Raw genomic sequence first — 22270 nt, 5'->3', positions numbered from 1 at the left:
CATCCGAATGTTGACAGAGGGAAAGATAATGCGTAACTCCATTCTCGTACGCTCCATCGCCGCCGTGTCCGGCATCGTGATGCTGGCTTCCGTCGCGGCCTGTGGTGACAACACCACCGCTTCCACTGATACTTCGACCAAGTCCGACACCAAGACCGAAGCCGTCTCCGGCAACTTCAACGGTGCTGGCGCCTCCTCCCAGCAGGCCGCCGTCGAAGCTTGGATCGCAGGTTTCCAAGGCACCAATCCGGATGCCAAGGTCGCCTACAATCCGTCCGGTTCCGGTGCCGGCGTCTCCACCTTCCTGACCGGCGCCACCGCGTGGGTGGGGTCCGATGCGGCTCTGTCCGACGATGAGGTCGAGCAGTCCAAGAAGGTGTGCGCCTCCGGAAACGCCTTCGACATTCCGGTCTACATCTCCCCGATCGCCGTGGTGTTCAACCTCCAGGGCGTGTCCGGCAAGGGCAAGACCCTGAACATGGACGCCGAGACCATCGCCAAGATCTTCGACGGCAAGATCACCAAGTGGAATGACAACGCCATCAAGAGCCAGAATCCGAAGGTGGATCTCCCGGATCTCGACATCACCGTGGTGCACCGTTCCGACAAGTCCGGCACCACCAAGAACTTCCTGAGCTATGTCAAGGACGCTGCTGGTGACGCTTGGAGCTATGACCTCGGCGAGAACTGGCCGAACGAGGTCGGACAGGGCGCCAAGGGAACTTCCGGCGTGATCTCCACCGTCCAGCAGGCCGACGGCACCATCGGTTATGCCGACGCTTCCCAGGCCGGAAACCTCGGCACCGTGGCCGTGAAGGTCGGTGACGACTACGTCCCGTTCTCCGCCGAAGCGGCGGCCAAGGTCGTGGATTCCTCGCCGCTGGACGATTCCGCCAAGGGCGACAACCGCGTGGTCGTCAAGCTTGACCATAACACCACTGAGAAGGGCGCCTACCCGATCGTGCTGGTTTCCTACGACATCGCCTGCCCGGCGTACAAGGACGCCAACACCGCCAAGTTCGTCAAGTCCTGGCTCACCTACGTGACCAGCGACGAGGGACAGCAGACCGCCGCCTCCGCAGCTGGTTCCGCTCCGATGTCCGACACCCTGCGTCAGAAGATCGCCAAATCCATCGACGCCATCGAGACCAAGTAAGCCCATCGAAGTGGGCGGATCGCTTTCGGTGAACGGCGACTGACCGTAGGTTTCAGGCCGCAGCCGCGTTGCAATGACGGCTGCGGCCTGAACTGGTGCCTACGGCGGAATACAGGACCGTACGATGGGAAGCGATCGCAAGCAAATCAAAGGAGAACCCGTGAGTTCGCAAAGCAAAACGGCGCAACAGCCGGTGAGCGGTAAGAACGCGGATAAGGTGTTCAAAGGCGTGGCCTACGCCTGCGGTATCCTGATCCTCGTCGTACTTGCCGCGGTCGCGCTGTTCCTGCTGTTCCGCGCGTGGCCGTTGATCGGCGGCGACCAGAAGGCCAACAGCGAAACCATCAGCAATTTCACCGGCGGCAAGGCCACCGGCTTCTGGAGCTATGTCGGCCCGTTGCTGTTCGGCACCGTGCTGATTTCCGCACTGGCATTGCTGATTTCCTTCTTCGTGTCCGTCGGCATCGCGTTGTTCATCTCGCATTACGCGCCGAAGAAGCTCGCCACGATTCTGAGCTACGTGGTGGATCTGCTTGCCGCCATTCCTTCCGTGATCTATGGTCTGTGGGGCGGTCTGGTGCTGGTTCCCGCCATTTATCCGTTCTGGAACTGGGTGGCCAAGTATCTCGGCTGGATTCCGATCTTCGCCGGCCCCGCCGCCAATCCTTCCCGTACCGTCGCCACGGTGGCCGTGGTGCTGGCCGTGATGATCCTGCCGATCATCACCTCGATGTCGCGCGACATCTTCCTGCAGACCCCGCGCCTTCAGGAGGAGGCCGCTTTGGCCCTCGGCGCCACGAAATGGGAGATGGTCAAGCTCGCGGTGCTGCCGTTCGGCAAGTCCGGTGTAGTGTCCGCCTCCATGCTCGGCCTGGGGCGTGCGCTCGGCGAGACGATGGCTGTGCTCATGATCCTGTCTCCGGGCCTCAACTACTCCGTCAAGCTGCTGCAGGCCTCGCAGAACCAGACAATCGCTGCGAACATCGCCTCCCAGTATCCGGAAGCCAACGATCTGGGCGTCTCCGTGCTGATCGGCACCGGCCTGGTCCTGTTCCTGATCACCTTCGTGGTGAATTTCGTCGCCCGTAAGCTCACCGAGAAAGCGAGTGCATGATGACCGCCGCAAATAACGACGCTTCGCCGATGGACGGCGCTCCCGTCATCGACTTCGACAAGTTCAAGCCGACCCGTTCCTTCATCGCGGCCCGCAAGCGCAAGGACCTCGTCATGCGCGTGCTCATCGCTGTGGCGTTCGTCGTGGCGCTGATTCCGCTGTTCTCGGTGCTGATCACCACCATCGTCAACGGTGTCAAGAGACTGAATCTCAACTTCCTGAGCTACAACATGACCGGCGTGGTCGGCGGCAATCCGACGCCGTCCGGCGGGTACGGCGGCATCCTGCACGCCATCATCGGCACGTTGGAGATCACCTTCGGAGCCATGCTCATCTCCATTCCGATTGGCCTGATGTGTGCCGTGTATCTCGTGGAATACTCCAACCGCGGCAAGCTTGCCAGGGTCATCACGCTGCTGGTCGACGTGATGAGCGGCATTCCGTCCATCGTCGCGGGCCTGTTCGCTTTTTCGATGTTCACGATTCTGATCGGCCCAGGCACCATCAACGGTTTCGAAGGCTCCGTTGCGTTGTCGCTGCTGATGTTGCCGACCGTGGTCAAGTCATCCGAGGAGATGCTGAAGATCGTGCCGCACGACCTGCGTGAGGCCTCGTACGCGTTGGGCGTCACGAAGCAGCGCACGATCACGAAGATCGTGCTGCGCACCGCCCTGCCCGGCATCGTTTCGGGCGCGATCCTCGCCGTCGCGCGTGTGATTGGCGAGACCGCGCCGCTGCTGATGACCGCTGGCTACATCGCCTCCACGAACTTCAACCTGTTCTCCGGACAGATGACCACCCTGCCGGTGTACGTCTATCAGGAGTATTCGAAGCTCAACGCGAACTGCCCGGCCAACGCCAGCGCCGCATGCGTCACCACCATCCCGATGGAACGCGCCTGGGCCGCGGCTCTGGTGCTGATCCTCATCGTGCTGATCCTCAACCTCATCGGACGCCTCGTGGCGAAGGTCTTCGCCGTCAAATCGGAACGCTGAGCGCGGCCGCACATAGTCGAACACACACAAATTAAGGAAATCAAATGGGACAACGTATCGATGTCAATCATCTGAACATCTATTACGGCGACTTCCTGGCCGTGGAGGATGTGAACATCAACATCGAAGCCAACAAGGTCACCGCGTTCATCGGCCCTTCCGGCTGTGGCAAGTCCACCGTGCTGCGCACGCTCGACCGCATGCATGAGATCATTCCGGGCGCCCACTGCAAGGGCGAGGTGCTGCTGGAAGGCAAGAACCTGTACGACAAGGATGTGGATCCGGTCGCCGTCCGACGCGACGTCGGCATGGTGTTCCAGCGTCCGAACCCGTTCCCGACCATGTCCATCCGAGAGAACGTGCTCGCCGGCGTGAAACTCAACAACCGCAAGATTTCGAAGTCCGATGCGGATGATCTGGTCGAATGGGCCCTGCGCGGCGCCAACCTGTGGAACGAGGTCAAGGATCGTCTGGATAATCCGGGCATCGGCTTGTCCGGCGGCCAGCAGCAGAGGCTGTGCATCGCGCGCGCCGTGGCCGTGCATCCGCAGGTGCTGCTCATGGACGAGCCGTGCTCCGCGCTTGACCCGATCTCGACGCTGGCCGTGGAGGATCTGATCAACGAGCTGAAGAACGACTACACCATCGTGATCGTGACGCACAACATGCAGCAGGCCGCCCGAATCGCCGACTACACCGCCTTCTTCAACCTGAAGGCCGTGGGCCAGCCGGGCCACCTGGAGTACTTCACCGACACCACCACCATGTTCAACAACCCCCAGAACGAAGAAGCCGAGCGCTACGTATCGGGACGTTTTGGCTGATCGACGCAGTCGATCCGCCAAAACGTAGCGGCTCGAAAAGCTGACAGCCCAGTGGGCTGTCAGCCGAGTCGCCTCGGCGCGGTAGCGTCGAGCAGCAGACAAGCATCGCACGTAGTGCGATTCATTGATTGCACGTTTTGGCTGATCGATATTTGACCTACGATTGAAGGAATCCGTCCGTTGAGTTGTCTCAACGGACGGATTTTTCATATTCGGGTGCATGCTGCTATGAGCGACTGCAGCCGATACGGGACCCGTTTCCGAAACCAATGCGCAGAGCGCTTCCGCAGCCCACGTAATTCCGATGACCCATGGCGGTGCTAGGGTAAGCGCGTTCGGAACTTACGTTCCACGGCGAGTCGCGATTCTCGCCGGAACGCGCGCGGAAACGTGCACGTTCCTATCAACCCAAGACAACAAGACAGAGAAGAGATAATGGAAAAGTTTTTCCATCTGAAGGAGAACGGCACCACCGCGTCCACTGAAGTCATGGCCGGTCTGACCACGTTCTTCGCCATGTCCTACATCATCATCGTCAACCCGCAGATCCTGTCGCAGACGGGTATGCCGTGGGGTGGCGTGTTCCTGGCCACCATCATCGCGGCCATCATCGGCACCCTCGTGATGGGCCTGTTCGCCAACGTGCCGTACGCCCAGGCCGCCGGCATGGGCCTCAACGCGTTCTTCACCTACACCGTCTGCTTCGGCCTCGGCTTCTCCTGGCAGCAGACCCTGTGCATGGTGTTCCTGTGCGGTCTGATCAACATCATCATCACCGTCACCAAGATCCGTAAGATGATCATCAAGGCCATCCCTGAACTGCTGCAGAACGCCATCGGCGGCGGCATCGGCCTGTTCGTGGCCTATGTCGGCTTCCTGAACGTCGGCTTCTTCACTTTCACCACCAAGGATGCCAAGGCTGCGGGCAAGGGCCTTGCCACGGCCGCGACCCCAGGCCTGGCCGTCATGAACAATCCGACCATCTGGCTGTTCGTCATCGGCCTGATTCTTGCCATCGTCTTCACCGTGCTCAAGGTGCGTGGCGGCATGCTGCTGTCCATCATCATCACCGCCGTCATCGGCATTCCGATGGGCCAGACCACCATGGCCAACTCCGTGTCCATCGCCGACACCTTCTCCCAGCTGCCGCAGACCTTCGGCGTGATCTTCACCAAGGACGGCTTCCCGGCGCTGTTCTCCGACGTGTCCAAGCTGCCGATCATCCTGCTGACCATCTTCGCGTTCTCGATGTCCGACACCTTCGACACCATCGGCACCTTCATCGGCACCGGCCGCCGCACCGGCATCTTCTCCGAGGAGGATGAGAAGGCTCTGGAGAACGGCTCCGGCTTCTCCTCCAAGATGGACAAGGCCCTGTTCGCCGACTCCATCGCCACCTCCATCGGCGCCATCTGCGGTACTTCGAACACCACCACGTACGTGGAGTCCTCCGCGGGCATCGCCGCTGGCGGTCGCACCGGCCTGACATCCGTGGTCGTGGCGATCTGCTTCGCTCTGTCCGCGTTCCTGTCCCCGATCATCTCCGCCGTGCCGTCCGCCGCGACCGCCGGCGTGCTGGTCGTGGTTGGCTGCATGATGGCCTCCTCGCTCAAGGAAATCGAGTGGGGCGACATCTCCGAGGCCATCCCGGCGTTCTTCGCCTCCGTGTTCATGGCGTTCAGCTACTCCATCTCCTACGGCATCGCCGGCGGCTTCATCACCTACTGCATCGTGATGACCTGCAAGAAGAAGGCCAAGGAGGTCCATCCGGTGATCTGGGTCGTGGCGATCCTGTTCATCCTGGACTTCGTGGTGACCGCCATTCTGTGATCTGTTATGACCCGGCCGTCGCGATCGCTCGTGTCGTGATTGCGACGGCCGCATAGCCTTTGATATGAGAAGCGCCCGATTCCCGTAAAGGGGAGTCGGGCGCTTCTCATAGTTGCATGCGTCGGCGGGATGTCGGGCTGGGCATCAGCCGTCAGCTGGTGTGGCCTATGGCGTTGACGAGGGCGCTCATCCAGTCCAGCAGGCTGTCGTATTCGTCGGGCATCTGTTCGCTGATGTCGACCACCGGCACGTCGGCCTGTTTCGCGGTGTCGGTGAGCTGTTTGGTCATGTCGTTGGCTTCCTGCGGATTGAGGATGAGCATGGCGATTTGTTTGGTCTTCAGCATTTTGACGAATTGCGTGATGTCGCCGGGCGTCGGCTCGCTGTCGTTCGCGACGGCCCGCGTGTAGCCGGTCGGCGTGCGGTCGACCATGCCGAGATCGTCGGCAAGATAGCGCGCCACGGATTCGGTAGCGCCGTAGCTCATGCCTTTGGTCGCTTCCTTGGTTTTGGCGATGCGTTCCTCAAGTTCGGTTTCCCTGGCATGCCAGTCTCGGTTGAGTTTGGTGAATTCGTCGGCTTTGTCGGGCATCGCCTTGCGGTATGCGGCGGTGATCGCGTCGGCGGTCTTGGTGCGGACTTTGGCGGAGAACCACACGTGCGGGTTGTCGCCGTCCTTTTTGCCGCCGGCCTGTGCGGCGTTCACTATGGTGCCGTTGCCGTTCGTCGCGGCCTTCAACGCCCATGAGTCGTAGTCGGCTCCGTTGACGATGGCGACGGTTGCGGTGCACAGACGTTTCACGTCGGCGGTGGTCGGCTCGTAGTCGTGCGCTTCCGTGTTGGTGGAGTTGATGATGCTGTCCACTTTCACGAGGTCGCCGCCCAGCTCCTTGGCGAGCGTGCCCCATTGGTTGATGGAGGCGGTCACGGTGAGGGTTCCGTCCTGCGCGCCGTGCGCGGAGTCGTTCGTGGTTCCGCAGGCGGCGCTTGCCAGTAGAAGCGCCGTACAGATGGTGGCGCTGATGATGTTCCTTATACGGGACAAGGGATTTTCCTTACATGATGCATGTGATGCCGGGCGATGCCGACGTGGGGTTGCGTTTCTCCTATGCTGACCACCATACCACAAATGAGAACCGTTATCAATAATATGATGCAGGATATGATGATTCGTACATCGCCGGCGCAAGATGGGTTGGCATGGGGTAGATGCGGATTCGTTGTGCGACACGCCGATGGGCCGTCAGTCCACCCCAATCCGTAGATTGAACATCTTGTAAACCACAGACCGTTGGTTGGAGCGTGCAAGCGCTCACGAAGTTTGGATTACCAAGCCAGCGCAGGTTGAAGAACATACGCCCACCAAGGGCTTTCCGCTTAGCGGTCGAATGTTGCTCTGCCTGCGTGCAGGGCTTTTTTATTGCCCTGTCAGGTGTTCCGGATTTCGCAGTCGACGGTTGACTAAGGAAGGAACGCCATGAAGAGGCCCGAAAAGGAAGCGGTGGTCGCTCAGCTTACGGATAAGTTCCGTGACGCTGATGCTATCTACCTGACCGAGTACCGCGGGCTTACCGTTCCGCAGATCTCTGAGCTGCGCGAAAAGCTAGGCCGCGATACTTCCTACACTGTGGCAAAGAACACGCTCATTCGCATCGCAGCCAAGGAAGCTGGCGTCGAAGGTCTTGATGAACTTCTCGCCGGTCCGACCGCTGTGACCTTCGTGAAGGGTGACTTCATCGAAGCTGCGAAGACCCTGCGTGACTTCGCCAAGACCAACAAGGCACTGATCATCAAGGGCGGCTTCGCTGATGGCACCGTCTACGATGCCGAAGGCGCCAAGAAGCTGGCAGACCTCAAGTCTCGCCCGCAGCTGCTCGCCGAATTCGCCGGCGACATCAAGGCTACGATGTCCAAGGCCGCGTACCTGTTCAACGCTCTGCCTACCAAGGCCGTGCGTACGATCGATGCGCTCCGCGAGAAGCAGGAAAAGGCTGCCTGATTTCATTGCGGCTTGCCGCATGAATGATGCAACCAATAAAGTAAAAAAATTGTTTTAGGTGACGGATACCTCTTCAATCAACCCGTCGCCAAGAATGAAAGGAAGCCATTATGGCTAAGTACACCAACGATGAGCTGCTCGAAGCTTTCGGTGAGATGACCCTGGTTGAGCTCTCCGAGTTCGTCAAGGCCTTCGAAGAGAAGTTCGACGTCGAGGCTGCCGCTCCGGTCGCCGCTGTCGCCGCCGCTCCGGCTGCTGGCGCTGCTGCTGAGGAAGAGAAGGACGAGTTCGACGTCATCCTCTCCGCCGTTGGCGACAAGAAGATCCAGGTCATCAAGGCCGTCCGCGCCATCACCTCCCTGGGTCTGGCTGAGGCCAAGGCTCTGGTCGACGGCGCTCCGAAGGCCGTTCTGGAGAAGGCCAAGAAGGAAGACGCCGAGAAGGCCAAGTCCCAGCTCGAGGAAGCCGGCGCCACCGTCGAGCTCAAGTGATTCTCGCGGCTTGAAGCCGCAATCACCAAGCTATAGTGGAAACCCCGTTCCGCCATTTGGCGGCGGGGTTTCCCGTTTATACGGGCGCATTTTTCCCTGATCTGTTCCGAAATGGGTAAAATGGACGGAAGTTGTCGATTTATCAATGCATAATCCTTACTTTCTCGATGAATCATGACACAATGACAGATAGTGCAATGTGTGAAAGGAAGGCCGACACGGTGGGCGAGGATCAACGAATGGCGCGGCAATGGATCGTCAGTGTTGACGGAAACGATTTGAAAGTGCTCCATAACGGCGAAAGCGTCGAAATCGGACGCAAACCGCTACGCTCATTGGCCGAGGATGGATTCTCCCGACTTGACATCCAGGATCCAAGCAAATCCATGTCGAAGCGACATGCCGTTTTCTCCGTCGACGAACAGGGGAACGCTTCGATACGCGACCTGCATTCCACCAACGGCTCGTTCGTTGTGACCGATGGCGGACAGCTGATGCGGCTGCCGGTAAACGAAGACATCCCGCTGCACTCCACGTCGCTCACCCTGCAATTCGGCGATGTCCGTCTCAGGTTCGAAGCCGGCCGTGAGGACGAGAAGGACGATTCCGGGTCCGAAGGCGCGAATGACGTACATGACACGGTTTCGAACCTGTTCGAGTATGCGGTTTCGGATGAGACCCCTCAGGAGCCGGATGCGGCCGACATGTCCGTGGACGACATTCTCAACCTGCGCGCCGGCGAGCCGACCGCGTTCTTCCACGCCCGCAGCATCACCGACCGTGCCGTGGCCATGCGCCAGGCCGAGCGGCAGGAATTCACGCCCGCGCCAATTGACAAGCCCCAGCCCGCCGACGATTTCCCATCGGTTTCCCTGGTGCAGGAGAGCGTTCCGGTCGAGGACAAGCCGCGTGATCTGTTCGCCGATGCCGCGGCACAGGCGGCCGTGGTGGAGCCAGCCTCAACCGAAGATGCGGATGAAGGCGAAAACGAGTCCCCGGCACTTCCGGCCGACACCTCCCGTAACGATGCCAAACATGACACGATTCCCGTGGACATGCTGTTCGGAGCCCGTCCGAAGACCCCGGCGACGGTCGCATTGCCGACCAGACCTGATACGGATGAGGGCGAGCGGAAGCCGGACGAATCCACCGACGACCAGCCGAGCACGCCGGAAGCCGAGCCATCCGACGCCGATGTGTGGCAACCGGCCGTGCAATCGCAGGAACCGGTGGACGTCGCTCCTGTCGAGGCTGCGGAAACACGGACCGACGATGACGAACGCTTCCGTCCCCAAGCCGAGCAATCCCAGCCCGCGCCGGATGAGACCACGGCGTTCAAGCCCATCTTCGAGCCTGGTTCGGTGTTCGATCGCGTCTCCAAAGGCGGGCTCGCCAAGCAGGAGCAGACCATTGAAGTCGACGGCTTGACTTCCGATGACGCCAAACGCACCGATGACTTCACCGTGCAGTTCCAAATGGCCCGGCATCCGGAATTGTTGCCGTTCCTGGCCATGAATCCGTCCCTGTACGACGATCTGTACGCGTGGCTGAGCGCATTGGGCAACCAGGACATCGACGCGGCGCTGTCGCATAATCCGGGATATGAGGAATATCGCAAGGCAGTAGGGAAGTGAGTTTGCAATGAGCGAAACCAAAGAGACGACCACTGCATTGGATCGTATCCGCGGATGGCGCGAGGAATACCGTCTGGGACTTTCGCCGTCCCCACTTGAGGACGTGACCCAGCTGGGAGCACAGCTTGACCTGACGCATGCGCATCCTTCGGGAATCGCGCAGCTATTCGCCAGCGGCCACGTCACGCTGGATTCGTTGTTCCGCGACAACGGCATGTTGCGTGCCGCCGGCAGACGTGTGGAGCGTGTTCTCGACGACCAGGAGACGAAGAACCGCATCAGCGGCGTCGGAGAACTTTCGCTGGTGGTCGGAGTCGCCCTGTGGAAGGGCAACCAGATGCCGGTGCTCATGTATCCGGTCGAGGTGCGCAAGGAAGGGCGCACCGTCGAGGACGGCACCGTCATCGCATTCACCGGACGGGTACGTCTGAACGCAGCCTTCGTCGCGGCGATGCGTGAAAACAACGTGGTGCTGGACGAGAGCAAGCTGTTCGACGGTTCGAACTACGAAAGCGGCACGCCGGAGACCTCGGCGGTGTTCTCCACCATCACGGCGCGTGCATCCACGATGTTCCCCGATTTCGAAATCGAACGGCACATCATACTTGGCTGTTTCATGGATCCCTCGTCGCAGATGCTGGTGGAGAGCCAGCAGATCATCGACCAACTGTCGCAGGGGCCAACTGGTAATACCGTGCTGGATGCGCTCGCTGGAGACAAAGCGGCGATGGAGTCGTTGGAAGGAACCCAGATTCCGCCGTACAGTCCATTCGATGCCGATCCGCACGGCGAGTACGAGATCGGCGATGTCGACAACACTGTCCGTTATGCGGCGCAGCTTGCCGCCGATGGCCATTCGGTATTCGTCGACAGCGCGGCCTGCAACAACACCGCCGAACAATCGGCTGCAATCGCCTCCCGTTGCGTGATGGCAGGCCATTCCGTGCTGTACGTGCCGTGCGTCACCGATCAGAAGCGTCGTTTCATGCAGACAATCGCAGCGAATGAAATGAGCGGACAGCTGCTGGATATCGCCGATGACGGCGCCAATACCGCGATTGACAGGCAGCTGATCACGGCCGTCGGCTTCCAATCAGGCGTCGCGGCCTCGCGTTTCGACCAGATCGCGGATGAGCTGGTTGGCGTGCGTTCGCGTCTGGCCAGATATCTGGGCGATCTTCACGGCGTCAACCAGGAATGGGGCGTATCCGCCTATCAGACCATCCAGAACCTTGCCCAGATCGCGGTGCTGCCTACGCATCCGATCACGCACGTGCGCCTTGATAAGAAGGCTGCCCATTCCATCGCGGACAAGATGGAGGAATGGGCGCAGAAGCTGTACCGTGCGGGCGAGCTCGGCGAATACACCATAGGCGAGCAGGACACCGCTTGGTACAAGGCATCGCTGTACTCCGAGGACGAGGCGGTCAGCGCGTACCAGCGTGTGGTCGAGCTGCTGCGCAAGGTGCTGCCCGCCACACGTGAGCAGGTGGCCAGCACCGTGCAAACCTGTGGTTTCCCCATTCCCACAACCGCGCAGGAATGGGGACGGCAGGTCATGGTGCTTAAGAACCTGCGCCGCGTGCTTGATGTGTTCCAACCGGAGATCTTCGAACGGGACATCGATTCCATGATCGAAGCCACCAAACCGAAGTCCCAGCGCAAGGCCGAAGGCAGTTCCATGGGATTCTGGGACCGCCGCCGGCATATCAAGGAAGCCAAGGCGATGCTGCGCGTCGGAGCACAGGTGGAGAACCTGCACGAGGCGTTGCTCGTGGTCGCCAAGCAGGCCGAGCAGTGGCACATGTTCGTGCCACACGGCGGCTGGCCGGTGCTGCCCGCCAAGCTCGACGACATCATCGATACCCAGGACAGGCTGTCCAACGACATGACCTCGTTGGACATGGTGCTGGCGACCACCCCTCAGGGCGGAAATCTGGAAACCGTCGATTTCAACCAGGTCGAGGAGCGCCTGAAGGCGCTGTATGACGACAAGCAGGCGCTGGACACCCTGCCGGAACGCGCCCGTCTGGAACGTGAGTTCCACTCGGCCGGTCTGGACGAGCTTGTGGCGGACCTCAACAACCGTGGCGTGCCGAATGAGGCCGTCGGCGGAGAGCTGCAGCTGGCGTGGTGGACCACCGCGTTCGAGGACATCGTGAAGTCCTCCGCCATCATCTCCAACCAGGACGGTTCCGCTTTGCAGGCGGCGGCCGACCGTTTCACGCAGGTGGATGTGGAGCATGTGCGTTCCGTCGGCCCGATGATCGCCCAGGAGTCCATTCGCCGTCTGTGCGACATGCTGTTCTCCCGCACTCAGGAGGCCAACCTGCTGCACACCATGCTTGCGGGTTCCCGTAATGTGCCGTTGAGCAGATTGCGCAGGGAGCATCCGCAGATCCTGTCCGCGGCGAAACCGATTCTGGTGGCGACACCGGCCACGCTCGCCGCCGTCACCGATGTGGCTCCGCTCGCCGACGTCGTCATCATCGATGCGGCGGCGCATATCCCGTCCATCGAGCTGCTCAGCATCATCAGCAGGGCCAAGCAGGTCGTGGTGGTCGCGCATCGCAAGACCGTTACATCCGATGGCATGCGCAGGCTGATTTCGTTGCTGCCGAGCGTGAAGATAGACGATCGTCCGGTCCGTCGCGCGCCGAAGCTCAATGCCTTCCTCGAGTCGGAAGGATACGGCAGCGTGACGTGCGATGTGGCCCGCGAGGGCTCCCAGGGCGAGGTGCTGTACCATTTCGTGCCGGACGCCAACGGCGTTCCGGTCATCAATTCCGGCTTGGTGGAATCGAGCCAGCAGGAGATTGATGAGGTGGTGAGAATCATTGGCCAACGTGCGGCCGGATTCACCATCGTCCCCGCATCGTACATGCTCACTGTGGTCGCGCTGACTCATACGTTCCGCATACGGTTGGGGGCTGAGCTCAAGTCGATTGCCAACAAGGACAAGGCCATGGGCATGTTCCTGCGACATGTGCGCATCGTGGACATCGATGATGTGGCCGGCGCCCACGCCACCGACGCCATTCTCGCGATGTGCTACGCCAAAACCACGCATGGCAGGCTGCTGCAGCAGTTCGGCGCGGTGGAATCCGATGGCGGCCGTGGCATGCTGCTCGACGCCTTGGCCGTGCCCGATCGCCATCTGGACATCGTGTCCGCGTTCACGTCCGAAGACATGGATGACAGCCGTCTGCACCAGGACGGGCCGAAGATGCTCAAAACCATTTTGCGTTGGGCCGAGCAGCTTGACGCCAATGCGGTGGTCCGTCCCGCAATCAAGGAATCCGGTGAGAACGTGCTATTCAACGATCTTGCCCAGCGGATTCGCGAGCGCGGTTTGGATGTGGCCGTCGATTATGGTTTCGACAATGGCATCAAATTGCCGTTGGCGGTCGGTTTGAAGGGCAAGCCGTTCGCCTTGGCCGTGCTGACCGATGAGGCGCAGTTCATGGGATTGCAGTCCACCAGAGAACGCCATCGTGTGCTGCTGCAGGATATCGAGTCGTTGGGCTGGTCGGTGATGACGGTATGGAGCGTCGGCGCGTTCGTGAATCCCGACAGGGAAGTCGATCGCATCGTGGCCCGCTTGGGTGATTTGTATCAGGAGGACAAGTGAGCGTCCAGTCCGTTTCCAGTGAAACCGGATCCGAATCGTCGGAACCTGCCGTTTCCGAGCAGCCTGGCTATTCGCCCACGCGACGTACCGCGCGCGTGCATAGGCGCGTGGTACGTCGAGGCACGGAGCTGTTCGACGCCGATGGTGTCAAGCTCGAGCCTTCGGACACGCTTACGGAACGCCAGCGCGAGGCGGACGACGACAAGCGCATCCTCGGCGAGCTTCCACCGCATTGGGCTGTTTTCTCCGAACGTGGCCGCTGAATTCGCCGCGCTGGATTCCCTCATGAACGCCGGTTGATGGTCGCTATGATGGCGCTGTACGACTGGGCTTGCAGCACGATCGCCGCTTCTTCGGGAGGCATTGCGAACACCGCGATGGCATTGCCCTGAGCGTCTTTCGAAGGTTTGGCTGTCAGCAGCGCGTTGGAGCTGAGTGTGCTCAATTTCGTTGCTGGCGGGTCTCCGGACGCGTTGGAATCGTCCGTTATGCCTAAACCGGCTGCCATGGTGCCGGAAAGCGTCACCCTATCGCCCGGGAGCAGACCGTCGGTGGCGCTTGCCAGACGCACTTCCACGCTGGTATGCCCTTGCGGCACGGTGGGTGAGGCGCGTGCCATCGGTGCCATCACAGCTTCGTTTTTCCCGATATCCACCTGCGCGATTGATCCGACGGCGTCGTCGATGGTATGGATGGCGTCGTGCAGCGAGTCATCGAACGGAATGCTACGTAACTCCACTGTTCCGCGTTCGATGGAGTCTCCTTTGGCGATGGCCTGTGTCGTGACCACGACGGATTGCGTGGCGAAGGACAGGCGCACGCTTTGTAGCGCTGCGAATACAGCCAATCCGGCGCAGACCGAGGCCAGGACACGATGCAGCCGTGTGCTGCGTCGCCTGCCGTTGGGCGTTGCACTGGTTCCGCGCGTGGTTCGGCGGCTCCTGTCCGGCTCCGTTTTCCGTGTGGAACGGCCCCTTGTCCGTGCCGTGCTGCCGGTATTCCGTCGCGGCCGTTCCATCAAGGCATGAAAAAAGGTCATCATGCGCTGATGATGACCTGATGTTCGCAAAGGGCGCAAGCCGAATCAGGGGTTGTGGTCGGAGAATGCGGGTTATCCACAGGCTCCGGCGTGTCGCTTCCGATTCCGCGCCTGCCGAATCACTTGGATTTGTCGGTGTGGTAGAAACCCGATCCCTTGAACTCGATCGGAACCGCGGAATAGACCTTGCGGACCTGTTCCTTGCCGCATTCCGGGCATACGGTAATCGGATCGTCGGTGAACGACTGCTGCTTGGTGAAATCGTAATCGCAGCTCTTGCAACGGTAATGGTAAGTAGGCATGATGTCCTCGCTTTGCGCGCAATCCCAAATTTCTTAACGGGACATATCCTAGTACGTTCCCTGAGACCGTCCCGTAACAGTCCTATCCGCGGACGATGTGGTAGCCGTCCGGGGTGAGCGTGCCGTCGACGGGGATGTCGTGTGGTTCGTGCGGCACCGTCGTGTCCGTTGGCTCCCAAGGCCAACATACGGCTATGACGCGGGCCGTCGCGTTGCGGTGCGTCAGGGCGCGGTCGTACCATCCGCCGCCGCGTCCCAATCGAAAACCATGTTCGTCCACGGCGAACGCCGGCACGATGACCAGCTCGGCCTCCGCAAGCGCTTCGGGCCCGTCGGCGGCATTGTCCGGCTCCTGCGGGCGGTGCGTGTTGACGGAGCCGTCCGCGTTGCGCTGTTCCCGCAGACCGTCGATGCCGTCCAACTCGCTCCAGCCGATATCCATGCCGGCGCCCAGACGCGGCACCAGCACACGGCAGTCCATGTCGAACAGTGTTTCCAGCAGCGGCGTCATCGGAACCTCACTGCCCATGGAGACGAAGGCGGCGACCGTCGATCCGGGGCGGACCAATGCCGCTTCCCGCGCGCGCATGGCGAGCAGCCGGCCCGCCTCCCGCCTCTGTTCGATGGATGTTCTTTTACGCCTTGCCAGAGCGGTTCGGCGCCATTGCTGCTTCAGCGCCCGCTGCGATTCCGCGTCCTCGGGCTTGATGGCTTTTCCTTGCGTATCCATGACCCTTGTTGTATCACGGGTCTGTTGCGTGGGAATGGTGATGGGACATGGGTGGGGCACAATGGATGGGTGACGTTCTTTCAATCCTTAAGCGGTATGTTGCATCATCCGGGGGCGGATGCCTTCGATATGCCGGAGTTCATCCAATCGCACAGCATGCGTGTTCCAGTGAGTCTGCGCCCGTTGACGTCGGCCGATTATGACGAGTGGAACGAGGTCCGGTGGCGCAACGACGCCTGGCTCAAGCCATGGGAGTCGAATGATCCGATGCATGGCAAGCCCATCTCGTATAAGGAATGGATGCGGCGGCTGCGCCGCAACGAACGTGACGGCAGTGGGGCCGTGTTCGCCATCGAGCATCATGGCCGGATTGTCGGGCAAGTGTCGTTGGGCGCGATCTGCTATGGCGCGATGCGTTCCGGTGTGGTCGGCTATTGGGTGGATGAGCGGTGCGCGGGACGGGGCTACGCGCCGATGGCTGTCGCGTTGATGGCGGATTGGGCGATGTTCGATGCGACGGGACCCCATCTGCATCGTATGGAAATCGACATGCTGCCTGAGAACGAGCGTTCCCGGAACGTTGCGATCAAGCTCGGCGCGACGTACGAGGGGAGACGTCGCGCGTATATGTACGTCAACGGACAGTGGCGGGATCATGAAAGCTATGTGTTGATGGCGGAGGATGCGCCCAACGGCTTCACCGCGCGGCTGATGTCCGCCATTCCATTCAGCTGACGCTCAGAATCCGACACGCCGGTGGTTCGTCGCCGTGATTGTCGGAATGTCACTTATTCTTGTGACATATGGGTTATGAATCGTTAAGCACGGTGGTCGTGCTTGCGATCGTTGTCATCCTTATGGCCGTATGGCTTCCGAGACGGACAGTCAAGGGCATGAAGAGGGTGATCGAACATCGCGAGGACCGCTTTTCGCCGTCGCTGCATCTGGTTGATGCCGATAGCGGGACACGGTTTTCCGATGATACCGTCGCGAAAGCGAAAGGGGTTTTGATGCAGTCCACGCAGGCGCATGCGGGTGGAATGTCCGAGGAGCGGATCGCGCAGGTCCGGGCTCTTCGACGCGCCGCCATCCGTCGTAGGCGGATGATCGTGCTTTCTTTGCTGACGATTACGGTCGTCGTGCTGGTATGCGCGTTTGCGTTGCATTTCAATCCGCTGTTCGCGCTGATTCCCGTGGCTTTGCTGGCGGTGGTGCTGGCGTTGGGCATCAGGGCGTCCAAACAGGCCGTCGCATGGGAGCGGAAGGTTTCCAGATACCGTTCCAGGATGAGGAAGCGTGCCGCCGCCGAGCGCAGTCGTGCGCAGAAGGAACAGGCGGAACGCGCCAGGCTCGATGAACGGGAGTCGTCCGCAGGTCGACGGAACGTCGATGACGAGCAGGTGAAGACCGATGTGGTGTCCGCCGGCGAGATTCGCCAGGCGATTGACCAAGGCAAGGCCGATCGTGACGCCGCGATGTTGAAGCGTAGGGAGAGCGCCGCTTCTCAGGCCGATGCGCAGCATGCTGCTGAGAGGGAGGATTCATCGGCCACGGACGGGGAAGTGGGACTGTCCATCCATGATGAACGCGAGGATTCGGATGGGGCTTCCGCAGTTGTTCGGACCAATGCCTCCCAGGATCTGATTTCCTTCTCGCTGGGAGCGCCGCGCGACGGAAACGACATCTCCGAAGACGCTCCGGAAAGCATGGAGATCAAATCCACCAAGCAGGTCGCCAAAGCCGTACCCGTCTCGGATGGCGGGGCTGAAGCTGAGCCTTTGATTGTACCGAGCGGCGCGATCAGCGCCATGGATTCCGATGAGGCCGCCGTCCGTGTGGAGGAAGGTGTGCATCTCAAGGCGGTGGATGTCTCGGGATTCCATGATGCCGAGGTTCGTGCCGACGTGGACGCTCCGGATGCCACCTCCGATTCCCTAGGAACCGGTCTCGAGGCGATTCTGGCCCGTCGCAGCGCCTGACGAAACGCTTGGACATTTGTTTGCGAAGCCTGGAACCTTAATGGTTCTGGGCTTTTTCCATAATTTCTCTCACAGCGTTAGCACTCGAGTTGGCAGAGTGCTAATAATCGCGCTAGGATAAGTCTCAGCGCGAAAAGGACGACGCCGTAAGTGATCGTCAGCCTCTTGCTAGCGGGTCCCGGCGCGGTAAGTATCGATTTCTCTTAAGAAAGAGGAGGTCCACAGTGTCGATCTCACTCACACCGTTGGAAGACAAGATCATCGTCAAGCAGGCGGAAGCCGAGACCCAGACCGCATCCGGTCTGTTCATTCCGGACAACGCCAAGGAGAAGCCGCAGCAGGGTGAAGTCCTGGCTGTTGGCCCGGGTCGTCGTAATGACGCCGGCGAGCGCATTCCGGTCGACGTCAAGGTCGGCGACAAGGTCCTGTACTCCAAGTACGGCGGCACCGAGGTGCACTATCAGGGTGAGGACTACCTCATCGTTTCCGCCCGCGACATCCTGGCCATCCTCGGCTGAGAGCGGCGCGTAGCCGTCGAAACCCCGTTTCCCGCATATTTGCGATTCGCAAGATGTGGGAGGCGGGGTTTCTTCGTTGTTTGGCGCTGTCTGGCACTGTTGGATGCCGATTTGGCGCTGATTCGCAAGAATCGTTGGAATTTCAACGATTTGCGTCGATTCTGACCGTCGCGACACGCCGTATTTGCATAAGTCGACCGGTTTGTGCCATACTAAACGGGTTGCCGGTTGGGGTTCAACCAAACAGGCAGCACGGCGGATTTCCCAAGCGGTCAAAGGGAACTGACTGTAAATCAGTCGCCTCGTGCTTCAGTGGTTCGAATCCACTATCCGCCACGCCTCGATAGCTCAGTGGTAGAGCACTTCCTTGGTAAGGAAGAGGTCGTGAGTCCGATTCTCACTCGAGGCTCTCATGGCGGGATAGCTCAGCTGGCTAGAGCGTACGACTCATAATCGTAAGGTCAAGAGTTCGAGTCTCTTTCTCGCTACAAAGGCCGACGGCATGTCGGTATAGCAACGAACCACAAGAGGTGAACTAGATGGCAAGCAAGAGCGCCGACATTCGTCCGGGCATCACGCTGGCATGCACCGAGTGCAAGGAGCGTAACTACATCACGACGAAGAACCGCCGTAACACGCCGGATCGTCTTGAGCTCAAGAAGTTCTGCTCCCGCTGCGGCAAGCAGACCGTGCATCGCGAAACCCGCTGAACGGAAACAAGCTTTCGGAACCCGACCAATTTGGTCGGGTTTTTTGTTACTCTGGAGCGTTATGACAAGTTTTGCAGATCTCACCACCATCGGTGTGGGCGGTCCTATCGCCACTTTCCTGGAACCGACCACGCGCGTCGGCGTCATCGAGGCCGTTGAGGAAGCCGATTCCCAAGGACTGCCATTGTGCGTGATCGGCGGCGGATCCAACATGCTCGTATCCGACATGCCGTTCGAAGGCGTGGTGGTCCGCGATGCGAGACGTTCCATCAGCGTGTTGGATGAGGCGGCTCCGGTCGAGGATGATGGGCGTGTCGTCCACGTGAACGCCGAAGCCGGCTGCAACTGGGATGATTTCGTCGATTACTGCGTCCGACTTGGACTGGAAGGCGTCGAAGGCTTGTCCGGCATTCCCGGCACCGTCGGCGCGTCGGTCGTGCAGAACATCGGCGCGTACGGTCAGGAGGTCGCCACCAGCGTCGACAGCGTCGAGGTTTGGGATCGCAAGGAACGTGCGGTAAAGGCGTTGCGCAACGATCAGCTCGCCTTCGGCTACCGCATGAGCGCGCTGAAAGCCAGCATGTACAGCGCTCCGGCGACTCCGGCCGCGGAATTTTTCCCGACGCCGCGATACGTGGTGCTGTCCGTCACGTTCGCGTTGCGGCACAGCGATACGGGCGTGGTCGGTTACGGTCAGCTCGCCAAGGCGTTGGACGTCGCCGTGGGCGATCGCATGAACACCGCGGACATCCGCAACGCGGTGCTGAAGGTGCGTGCGGCTAAAGGCATGCTGGAAGACGCGCATCGCTATGCGTCGCCGGCCATGCAGGGCACCAAGAAGACGAATCTGGTCGATGTCGCTCTTGAATCGCAATCCAAGCAGAACGGCGATGACGGTCCGGACTTCAACCGCCATAGCTGCGGCAGCTTCTTCATGAACCCGATTCTCACGCCACAGCAGGCCGAGACGCTTCCCGAAGACGCGCCGCGCTTCGACGCGGCATTGCCGGGCGGCGGGCAGGGCTTCAAGACTTCCGCGGCCTGGCTCATCGACCATGCCGGCTTCCATAAGGGGTTCAAAATCAACGAAAACGCTCCGGCTGGCCTGTCCACGCTGCATACGTTGGCGTTGACCAATCGTGGGGGAGCATCAGCCGAAGATATCGCCCGCCTCGCCAAAACCGTGCAGGACGGCGTCGAGGCCGCGTTCGGCATCCGACTGGTGCCCGAGCCGGTCGTCATCGGCATGAATCTTAAATAGCGTCACGCACGCCGTCAATGTGACGAAAACGACTTATACTTGCGCCTTGTGCTCTAGAAGGTGGAGCGTGAAACCGCGCGGGCGGAAAGAAGAGAAGGACGAGACATGAACGTATTTCGCAAGAAATCCGTCGAACAGACGCTGGCTGAAACAGGTGAGTCCGGCCATGCGCTCAAACGCGATCTGACCTGGTGGGATCTTGCCATCATGGGTGTGGCCGTTGCCGTGGGCGCAGGCATCTTCTCCATCGGCGCGCAGGCGGCTGCCTTCCATGCCGGTCCGGCGGTGGTGCTGAGCTTCCTGATCGCAGGCGTCGTGTGCGGCGCCGCCGTGATGTGCTACGCCGAATTCGCCTCCATGATTCCAGTGGCGGGTTCCGCCTACACCTTCACCTACACCACCGTCGGCGAGATCGTGGCATGGGTGATTGGCTGGGATCTGATCCTTGAAATGCTCATGGCCGGTTCGGTCGTCTCCAAATACTGGGGCGTGTACCTCAACCAGTTCTTCGAGCTGATCGGCTGGAACATCAACACCAACATCGCCATCGGCTCGTTCAACTTCGACCTGGCTCCGGTCATCATCGTCGCCTTCTTCACCGCGCTGCTGGTGATGGGCACCAAGATCGGCGCCCGCGTGGACGGCGCGCTCACCATTTTGAAGATCGCCATCGTCGTGTTCATCGTGGTCGTCGGCTTCTTCTACATCAAGGCCGAAAACTTCACCCCGTTCATTCCGCCGAGCGAACCCGCAGCATCCACCGACGGCTCCGGCGTCTCCGCGGTCATGGAACAGCCGCTGTGGCAGTGGGCCACAGGCATGGCCCCCAGCATTTATGGCGTGACCGGCATCATCTCCGGCGCGGCACTCGTGTTCTTCGCTTTCCTCGGCTTCGACGTCGTGGCCACCGCTTCCGAAGAGACCATCAACCCCAAGAAGAACGTGCCGCTGGGCATCGGCGTGGGCCTCGGCCTGATCATCGTGCTGTACACCCTCGTGGCCATCGTCACCACGGGCATGGTCTCCTATAAGGACCTTGCCAAACAGTCCGATCCGTCACTGGCCGTCGCGTTCAAGATGGTCGGCGCCGACTGGGCTGCGAAGATCATCAGCCTCGGCATCGTCATCGGCATGGCCACCGTGGTCATGGTGCTGCTGCTCGGCCTGACACGCGTGGTGTTCGCCATGAGCCGAGACGGACTGCTGCCGCGTGGCCTGAGCCATACCGGCAAGCATGGCACTCCGGTGCGTCTGCAAATCATCGTCGGCGTGGTCATGGCGCTGATCGCGGCCTGCTGCAATGTCGGCATCCTGTCCGACATGGTGAACATCGGCACGCTGTCGGCGTTCACGCTGGTAGCGATTTCCATTCCGATCATGCGCAAGAAGCGCCCCGACCTGGAACGTTCCTTCAAGATTCCTGGCAACCCGTGGGTGCCGATCCTGATTGCGCTCGCCAACCTGTGGCTGATGGTCAACCTGAGCGTGCTCACTTGGATCCGTTTCGTGGTCTGGCTCATCGTCGGCTTCGCCATCTACTTCGGCTATGGCTACCGTCATGCCCGTCTCGGTGCCGGCGAACTCGAAGTTGCCGCGCAAGAGTAATCTGGAACAGTACACGTTGTTGTTGAGGAGGTAAGCATGCCGTACGTTGTTGCCCAGCCGTGTGTGGACGTCAAAGACAAGGCCTGTGTGGACGAGTGCCCGGTCGATTGCATCTACGAAGGCTCCCGTTCCCTGTACATCAATCCGAACGAATGCGTGGATTGCGGCGCATGCGAGCCGGTGTGCCCGACCGAAGCCATCTTCTACGAGGATGACCTGCCGGACGAGTGGGCTTGGTACAAGGACGCCGCCGTCAGCTTCTTCGCCGAAGTCGGCGATCTGGGTGGCGCTTCCGCAGCCGGTCCGATCGGCAAGGATTCGGAACAGGTCGCGGCCCTGCCGCCGCAGAACCAGTGAGCATGTCTTGCTGATGCGTCCGCCTTCCATATTGCGCGTAAAGCGGAATATTCGCGGTCGATTTTAACCGGTTTGCCGCTGACGTTTGCACACGT

General features: G+C 60.5%; 21 protein-coding genes and 3 tRNA genes. 20 read left to right on the top strand and 4 right to left on the bottom strand.

Features of this window, described 5'->3' with window-relative positions; genetic code table 11:
* Positions 1-28: 28 nt before the first annotated feature.
* The 5 genes from pstS (at position 29) to ACR0P8_RS02570 (ending at position 5919) form a co-directional block, all read left to right on the top strand.
* Complete coding sequence (gene pstS, locus ACR0P8_RS02590; RefSeq protein ID WP_432623376.1) at positions 29-1156, top strand: phosphate ABC transporter substrate-binding protein PstS; 1128 nt, start codon at positions 29-31, stop codon at positions 1154-1156.
* Between the two features lie 160 nt (positions 1157-1316).
* A complete protein-coding gene (gene pstC, locus ACR0P8_RS02585; RefSeq protein ID WP_432623374.1) occupies positions 1317-2270 on the top strand; it encodes a phosphate ABC transporter permease subunit PstC in 954 nt (317 codons plus the stop codon).
* Entirely contained in the window at positions 2267-3265 is a 999-nt protein-coding gene (pstA, locus tag ACR0P8_RS02580; protein WP_432623372.1) for a phosphate ABC transporter permease PstA, read from the top strand. The genes pstC and pstA overlap by 4 nt, the downstream gene beginning before the upstream one ends.
* A gap of 44 nt (positions 3266-3309) precedes the next feature.
* A complete protein-coding gene (gene pstB, locus ACR0P8_RS02575) occupies positions 3310-4089 on the top strand; it encodes a phosphate ABC transporter ATP-binding protein PstB (protein ID WP_026646539.1) in 780 nt (259 codons plus the stop codon).
* Positions 4090-4524: 435 nt separating this feature from the next.
* Positions 4525-5919, top strand: a complete 1395-nt coding sequence (locus ACR0P8_RS02570) for an NCS2 family permease (RefSeq protein WP_432623370.1) — start codon at positions 4525-4527, stop codon at positions 5917-5919.
* A gap of 151 nt (positions 5920-6070) precedes the next feature.
* On the opposite strand, the gene ACR0P8_RS02565 is transcribed toward ACR0P8_RS02570, so the two are convergent.
* The gene (locus tag ACR0P8_RS02565) at positions 6071-6964 is read right to left on the bottom strand and encodes a metal ABC transporter solute-binding protein, Zn/Mn family (RefSeq protein WP_432623368.1); all 894 of its coding nucleotides are present in this window, start codon (positions 6962-6964) and stop codon (positions 6071-6073) included.
* Positions 6965-7396: 432 nt separating this feature from the next.
* Between ACR0P8_RS02565 and rplJ the strand changes: the two genes are divergently transcribed.
* From rplJ to ACR0P8_RS02540, 5 genes are all read left to right on the top strand, one after another.
* A complete protein-coding gene (rplJ, locus tag ACR0P8_RS02560; protein WP_026646536.1) occupies positions 7397-7918 on the top strand; it encodes a 50S ribosomal protein L10 in 522 nt (173 codons plus the stop codon).
* Positions 7919-8028: 110 nt separating this feature from the next.
* Positions 8029-8409 carry a 50S ribosomal protein L7/L12 gene (rplL, locus tag ACR0P8_RS02555; protein ID WP_034876649.1) on the top strand — a complete coding sequence of 127 codons (381 nt, stop codon included), beginning with the start codon at positions 8029-8031 and terminating at the stop codon, positions 8407-8409.
* Between the two features lie 239 nt (positions 8410-8648).
* Positions 8649-10043, top strand: coding sequence for an FHA domain-containing protein (locus ACR0P8_RS02550; RefSeq protein WP_432623365.1), 1395 nt, complete (start codon positions 8649-8651; stop codon positions 10041-10043).
* 7 nt (positions 10044-10050) lie between these two features.
* The gene (locus tag ACR0P8_RS02545) at positions 10051-13674 is read left to right on the top strand and encodes a helicase (protein ID WP_432623363.1); all 3624 of its coding nucleotides are present in this window, start codon (positions 10051-10053) and stop codon (positions 13672-13674) included.
* Positions 13671-13937, top strand: a complete 267-nt coding sequence (locus ACR0P8_RS02540) for a hypothetical protein (protein ID WP_432623361.1) — start codon at positions 13671-13673, stop codon at positions 13935-13937. Before ACR0P8_RS02545 ends, ACR0P8_RS02540 begins: the two co-directional genes overlap by 4 nt.
* Positions 13938-13957: 20 nt before the next feature.
* Here ACR0P8_RS02540 and ACR0P8_RS02535 read toward each other — a convergent pair whose 3' ends face one another.
* The 3 genes from ACR0P8_RS02535 to ACR0P8_RS02525 form a co-directional block, all read right to left on the bottom strand.
* Positions 13958-14521: a flagella basal body P-ring formation protein FlgA gene (locus ACR0P8_RS02535; protein WP_432623359.1), complete on the bottom strand. Its 564-nt coding sequence runs from the start codon at positions 14519-14521 to the stop codon at positions 13958-13960.
* 311 nt (positions 14522-14832) lie between these two features.
* Complete coding sequence (locus ACR0P8_RS02530; protein ID WP_026646530.1) at positions 14833-15015, bottom strand: FmdB family zinc ribbon protein; 183 nt, start codon at positions 15013-15015, stop codon at positions 14833-14835.
* A gap of 82 nt (positions 15016-15097) precedes the next feature.
* Positions 15098-15745, bottom strand: coding sequence for a 5-formyltetrahydrofolate cyclo-ligase (locus ACR0P8_RS02525; RefSeq protein WP_432623357.1), 648 nt, complete (start codon positions 15743-15745; stop codon positions 15098-15100).
* A gap of 129 nt (positions 15746-15874) precedes the next feature.
* Here ACR0P8_RS02525 and ACR0P8_RS02520 point away from each other — a divergent pair, with 129 nt between their 5' ends.
* The 10 genes from ACR0P8_RS02520 to fdxA all read left to right on the top strand — a co-directional run bounded on the left by ACR0P8_RS02520 (position 15875) and on the right by fdxA (position 22175).
* Positions 15875-16480 (top strand): GNAT family N-acetyltransferase, encoded by a 606-nt coding sequence (locus ACR0P8_RS02520; protein WP_432623355.1) that lies wholly within the window; start codon positions 15875-15877, stop codon positions 16478-16480.
* 275 nt (positions 16481-16755) lie between these two features.
* Positions 16756-17724, top strand: a complete 969-nt coding sequence (locus ACR0P8_RS02515; protein ID WP_432623353.1) for a hypothetical protein — start codon at positions 16756-16758, stop codon at positions 17722-17724.
* Positions 17725-17948: 224 nt separating this feature from the next.
* The gene (gene groES / locus ACR0P8_RS02510) at positions 17949-18242 is read left to right on the top strand and encodes a co-chaperone GroES (protein ID WP_011742802.1); all 294 of its coding nucleotides are present in this window, start codon (positions 17949-17951) and stop codon (positions 18240-18242) included.
* 254 nt (positions 18243-18496) lie between these two features.
* Positions 18497-18578: transfer RNA gene (locus ACR0P8_RS02505), tRNA-Tyr, on the top strand.
* A 1-nt stretch (position 18579) separates the two neighbouring features.
* Positions 18580-18651: transfer RNA gene (locus ACR0P8_RS02500), tRNA-Thr, on the top strand.
* Between the two features lie 5 nt (positions 18652-18656).
* Positions 18657-18730 (top strand) — tRNA-Met (locus ACR0P8_RS02495).
* Between the two features lie 51 nt (positions 18731-18781).
* Positions 18782-18952: a 50S ribosomal protein L33 gene (rpmG, locus tag ACR0P8_RS02490; RefSeq protein ID WP_003807891.1), complete on the top strand. Its 171-nt coding sequence runs from the start codon at positions 18782-18784 to the stop codon at positions 18950-18952.
* 61 nt (positions 18953-19013) lie between these two features.
* The gene (locus tag ACR0P8_RS02485) at positions 19014-20213 is read left to right on the top strand and encodes an FAD-binding protein (protein ID WP_432623349.1); all 1200 of its coding nucleotides are present in this window, start codon (positions 19014-19016) and stop codon (positions 20211-20213) included.
* A 105-nt stretch (positions 20214-20318) separates the two neighbouring features.
* Entirely contained in the window at positions 20319-21818 is a 1500-nt protein-coding gene (locus tag ACR0P8_RS02480) for an amino acid permease (protein ID WP_038444051.1), read from the top strand.
* Between the two features lie 36 nt (positions 21819-21854).
* Complete coding sequence (gene fdxA / locus ACR0P8_RS02475; protein ID WP_432623347.1) at positions 21855-22175, top strand: ferredoxin; 321 nt, start codon at positions 21855-21857, stop codon at positions 22173-22175.
* Positions 22176-22270: the final 95 nt, after the last annotated feature.

Origin of the sequence: Bifidobacterium sp. (genome assembly GCF_050874245.1) — a bacterium.
GTDB lineage: Bacteria > Actinomycetota > Actinomycetes > Actinomycetales > Bifidobacteriaceae > Bifidobacterium.
This window is presented reverse-complemented; position numbering and strand designations above follow the sequence as displayed.

Coding starts and splice junctions, on each gene's coding strand:
- ACR0P8_RS02570 (WP_432623370.1), top strand. CDS start 4,525: ATGGAAAAGTTTTTCCATCTGAAGGAGAACGGCACCACCGCGTCCACT.
- pstA (WP_432623372.1), top strand. CDS start 2,267: ATGATGACCGCCGCAAATAACGACGCTTCGCCGATGGACGGCGCTCCC.
- pstS (WP_432623376.1), top strand. CDS start 29: ATGCGTAACTCCATTCTCGTACGCTCCATCGCCGCCGTGTCCGGCATC.
- pstB (WP_026646539.1), top strand. CDS start 3,310: ATGGGACAACGTATCGATGTCAATCATCTGAACATCTATTACGGCGAC.
- ACR0P8_RS02525 (WP_432623357.1), bottom strand. CDS start 15,745: ATGGATACGCAAGGAAAAGCCATCAAGCCCGAGGACGCGGAATCGCAG.
- ACR0P8_RS02520 (WP_432623355.1), top strand. CDS start 15,875: ATGCCGGAGTTCATCCAATCGCACAGCATGCGTGTTCCAGTGAGTCTG.
- ACR0P8_RS02515 (WP_432623353.1), top strand. CDS start 16,756: ATGCAGTCCACGCAGGCGCATGCGGGTGGAATGTCCGAGGAGCGGATC.
- rplL (WP_034876649.1), top strand. CDS start 8,029: ATGGCTAAGTACACCAACGATGAGCTGCTCGAAGCTTTCGGTGAGATG.
- rplJ (WP_026646536.1), top strand. CDS start 7,397: ATGAAGAGGCCCGAAAAGGAAGCGGTGGTCGCTCAGCTTACGGATAAG.
- fdxA (WP_432623347.1), top strand. CDS start 21,855: ATGCCGTACGTTGTTGCCCAGCCGTGTGTGGACGTCAAAGACAAGGCC.
- ACR0P8_RS02545 (WP_432623363.1), top strand. CDS start 10,051: ATGAGCGAAACCAAAGAGACGACCACTGCATTGGATCGTATCCGCGGA.
- ACR0P8_RS02550 (WP_432623365.1), top strand. CDS start 8,649: ATGGCGCGGCAATGGATCGTCAGTGTTGACGGAAACGATTTGAAAGTG.
- rpmG (WP_003807891.1), top strand. CDS start 18,782: ATGGCAAGCAAGAGCGCCGACATTCGTCCGGGCATCACGCTGGCATGC.
- ACR0P8_RS02480 (WP_038444051.1), top strand. CDS start 20,319: ATGAACGTATTTCGCAAGAAATCCGTCGAACAGACGCTGGCTGAAACA.
- ACR0P8_RS02530 (WP_026646530.1), bottom strand. CDS start 15,015: ATGCCTACTTACCATTACCGTTGCAAGAGCTGCGATTACGATTTCACC.
- ACR0P8_RS02485 (WP_432623349.1), top strand. CDS start 19,014: ATGACAAGTTTTGCAGATCTCACCACCATCGGTGTGGGCGGTCCTATC.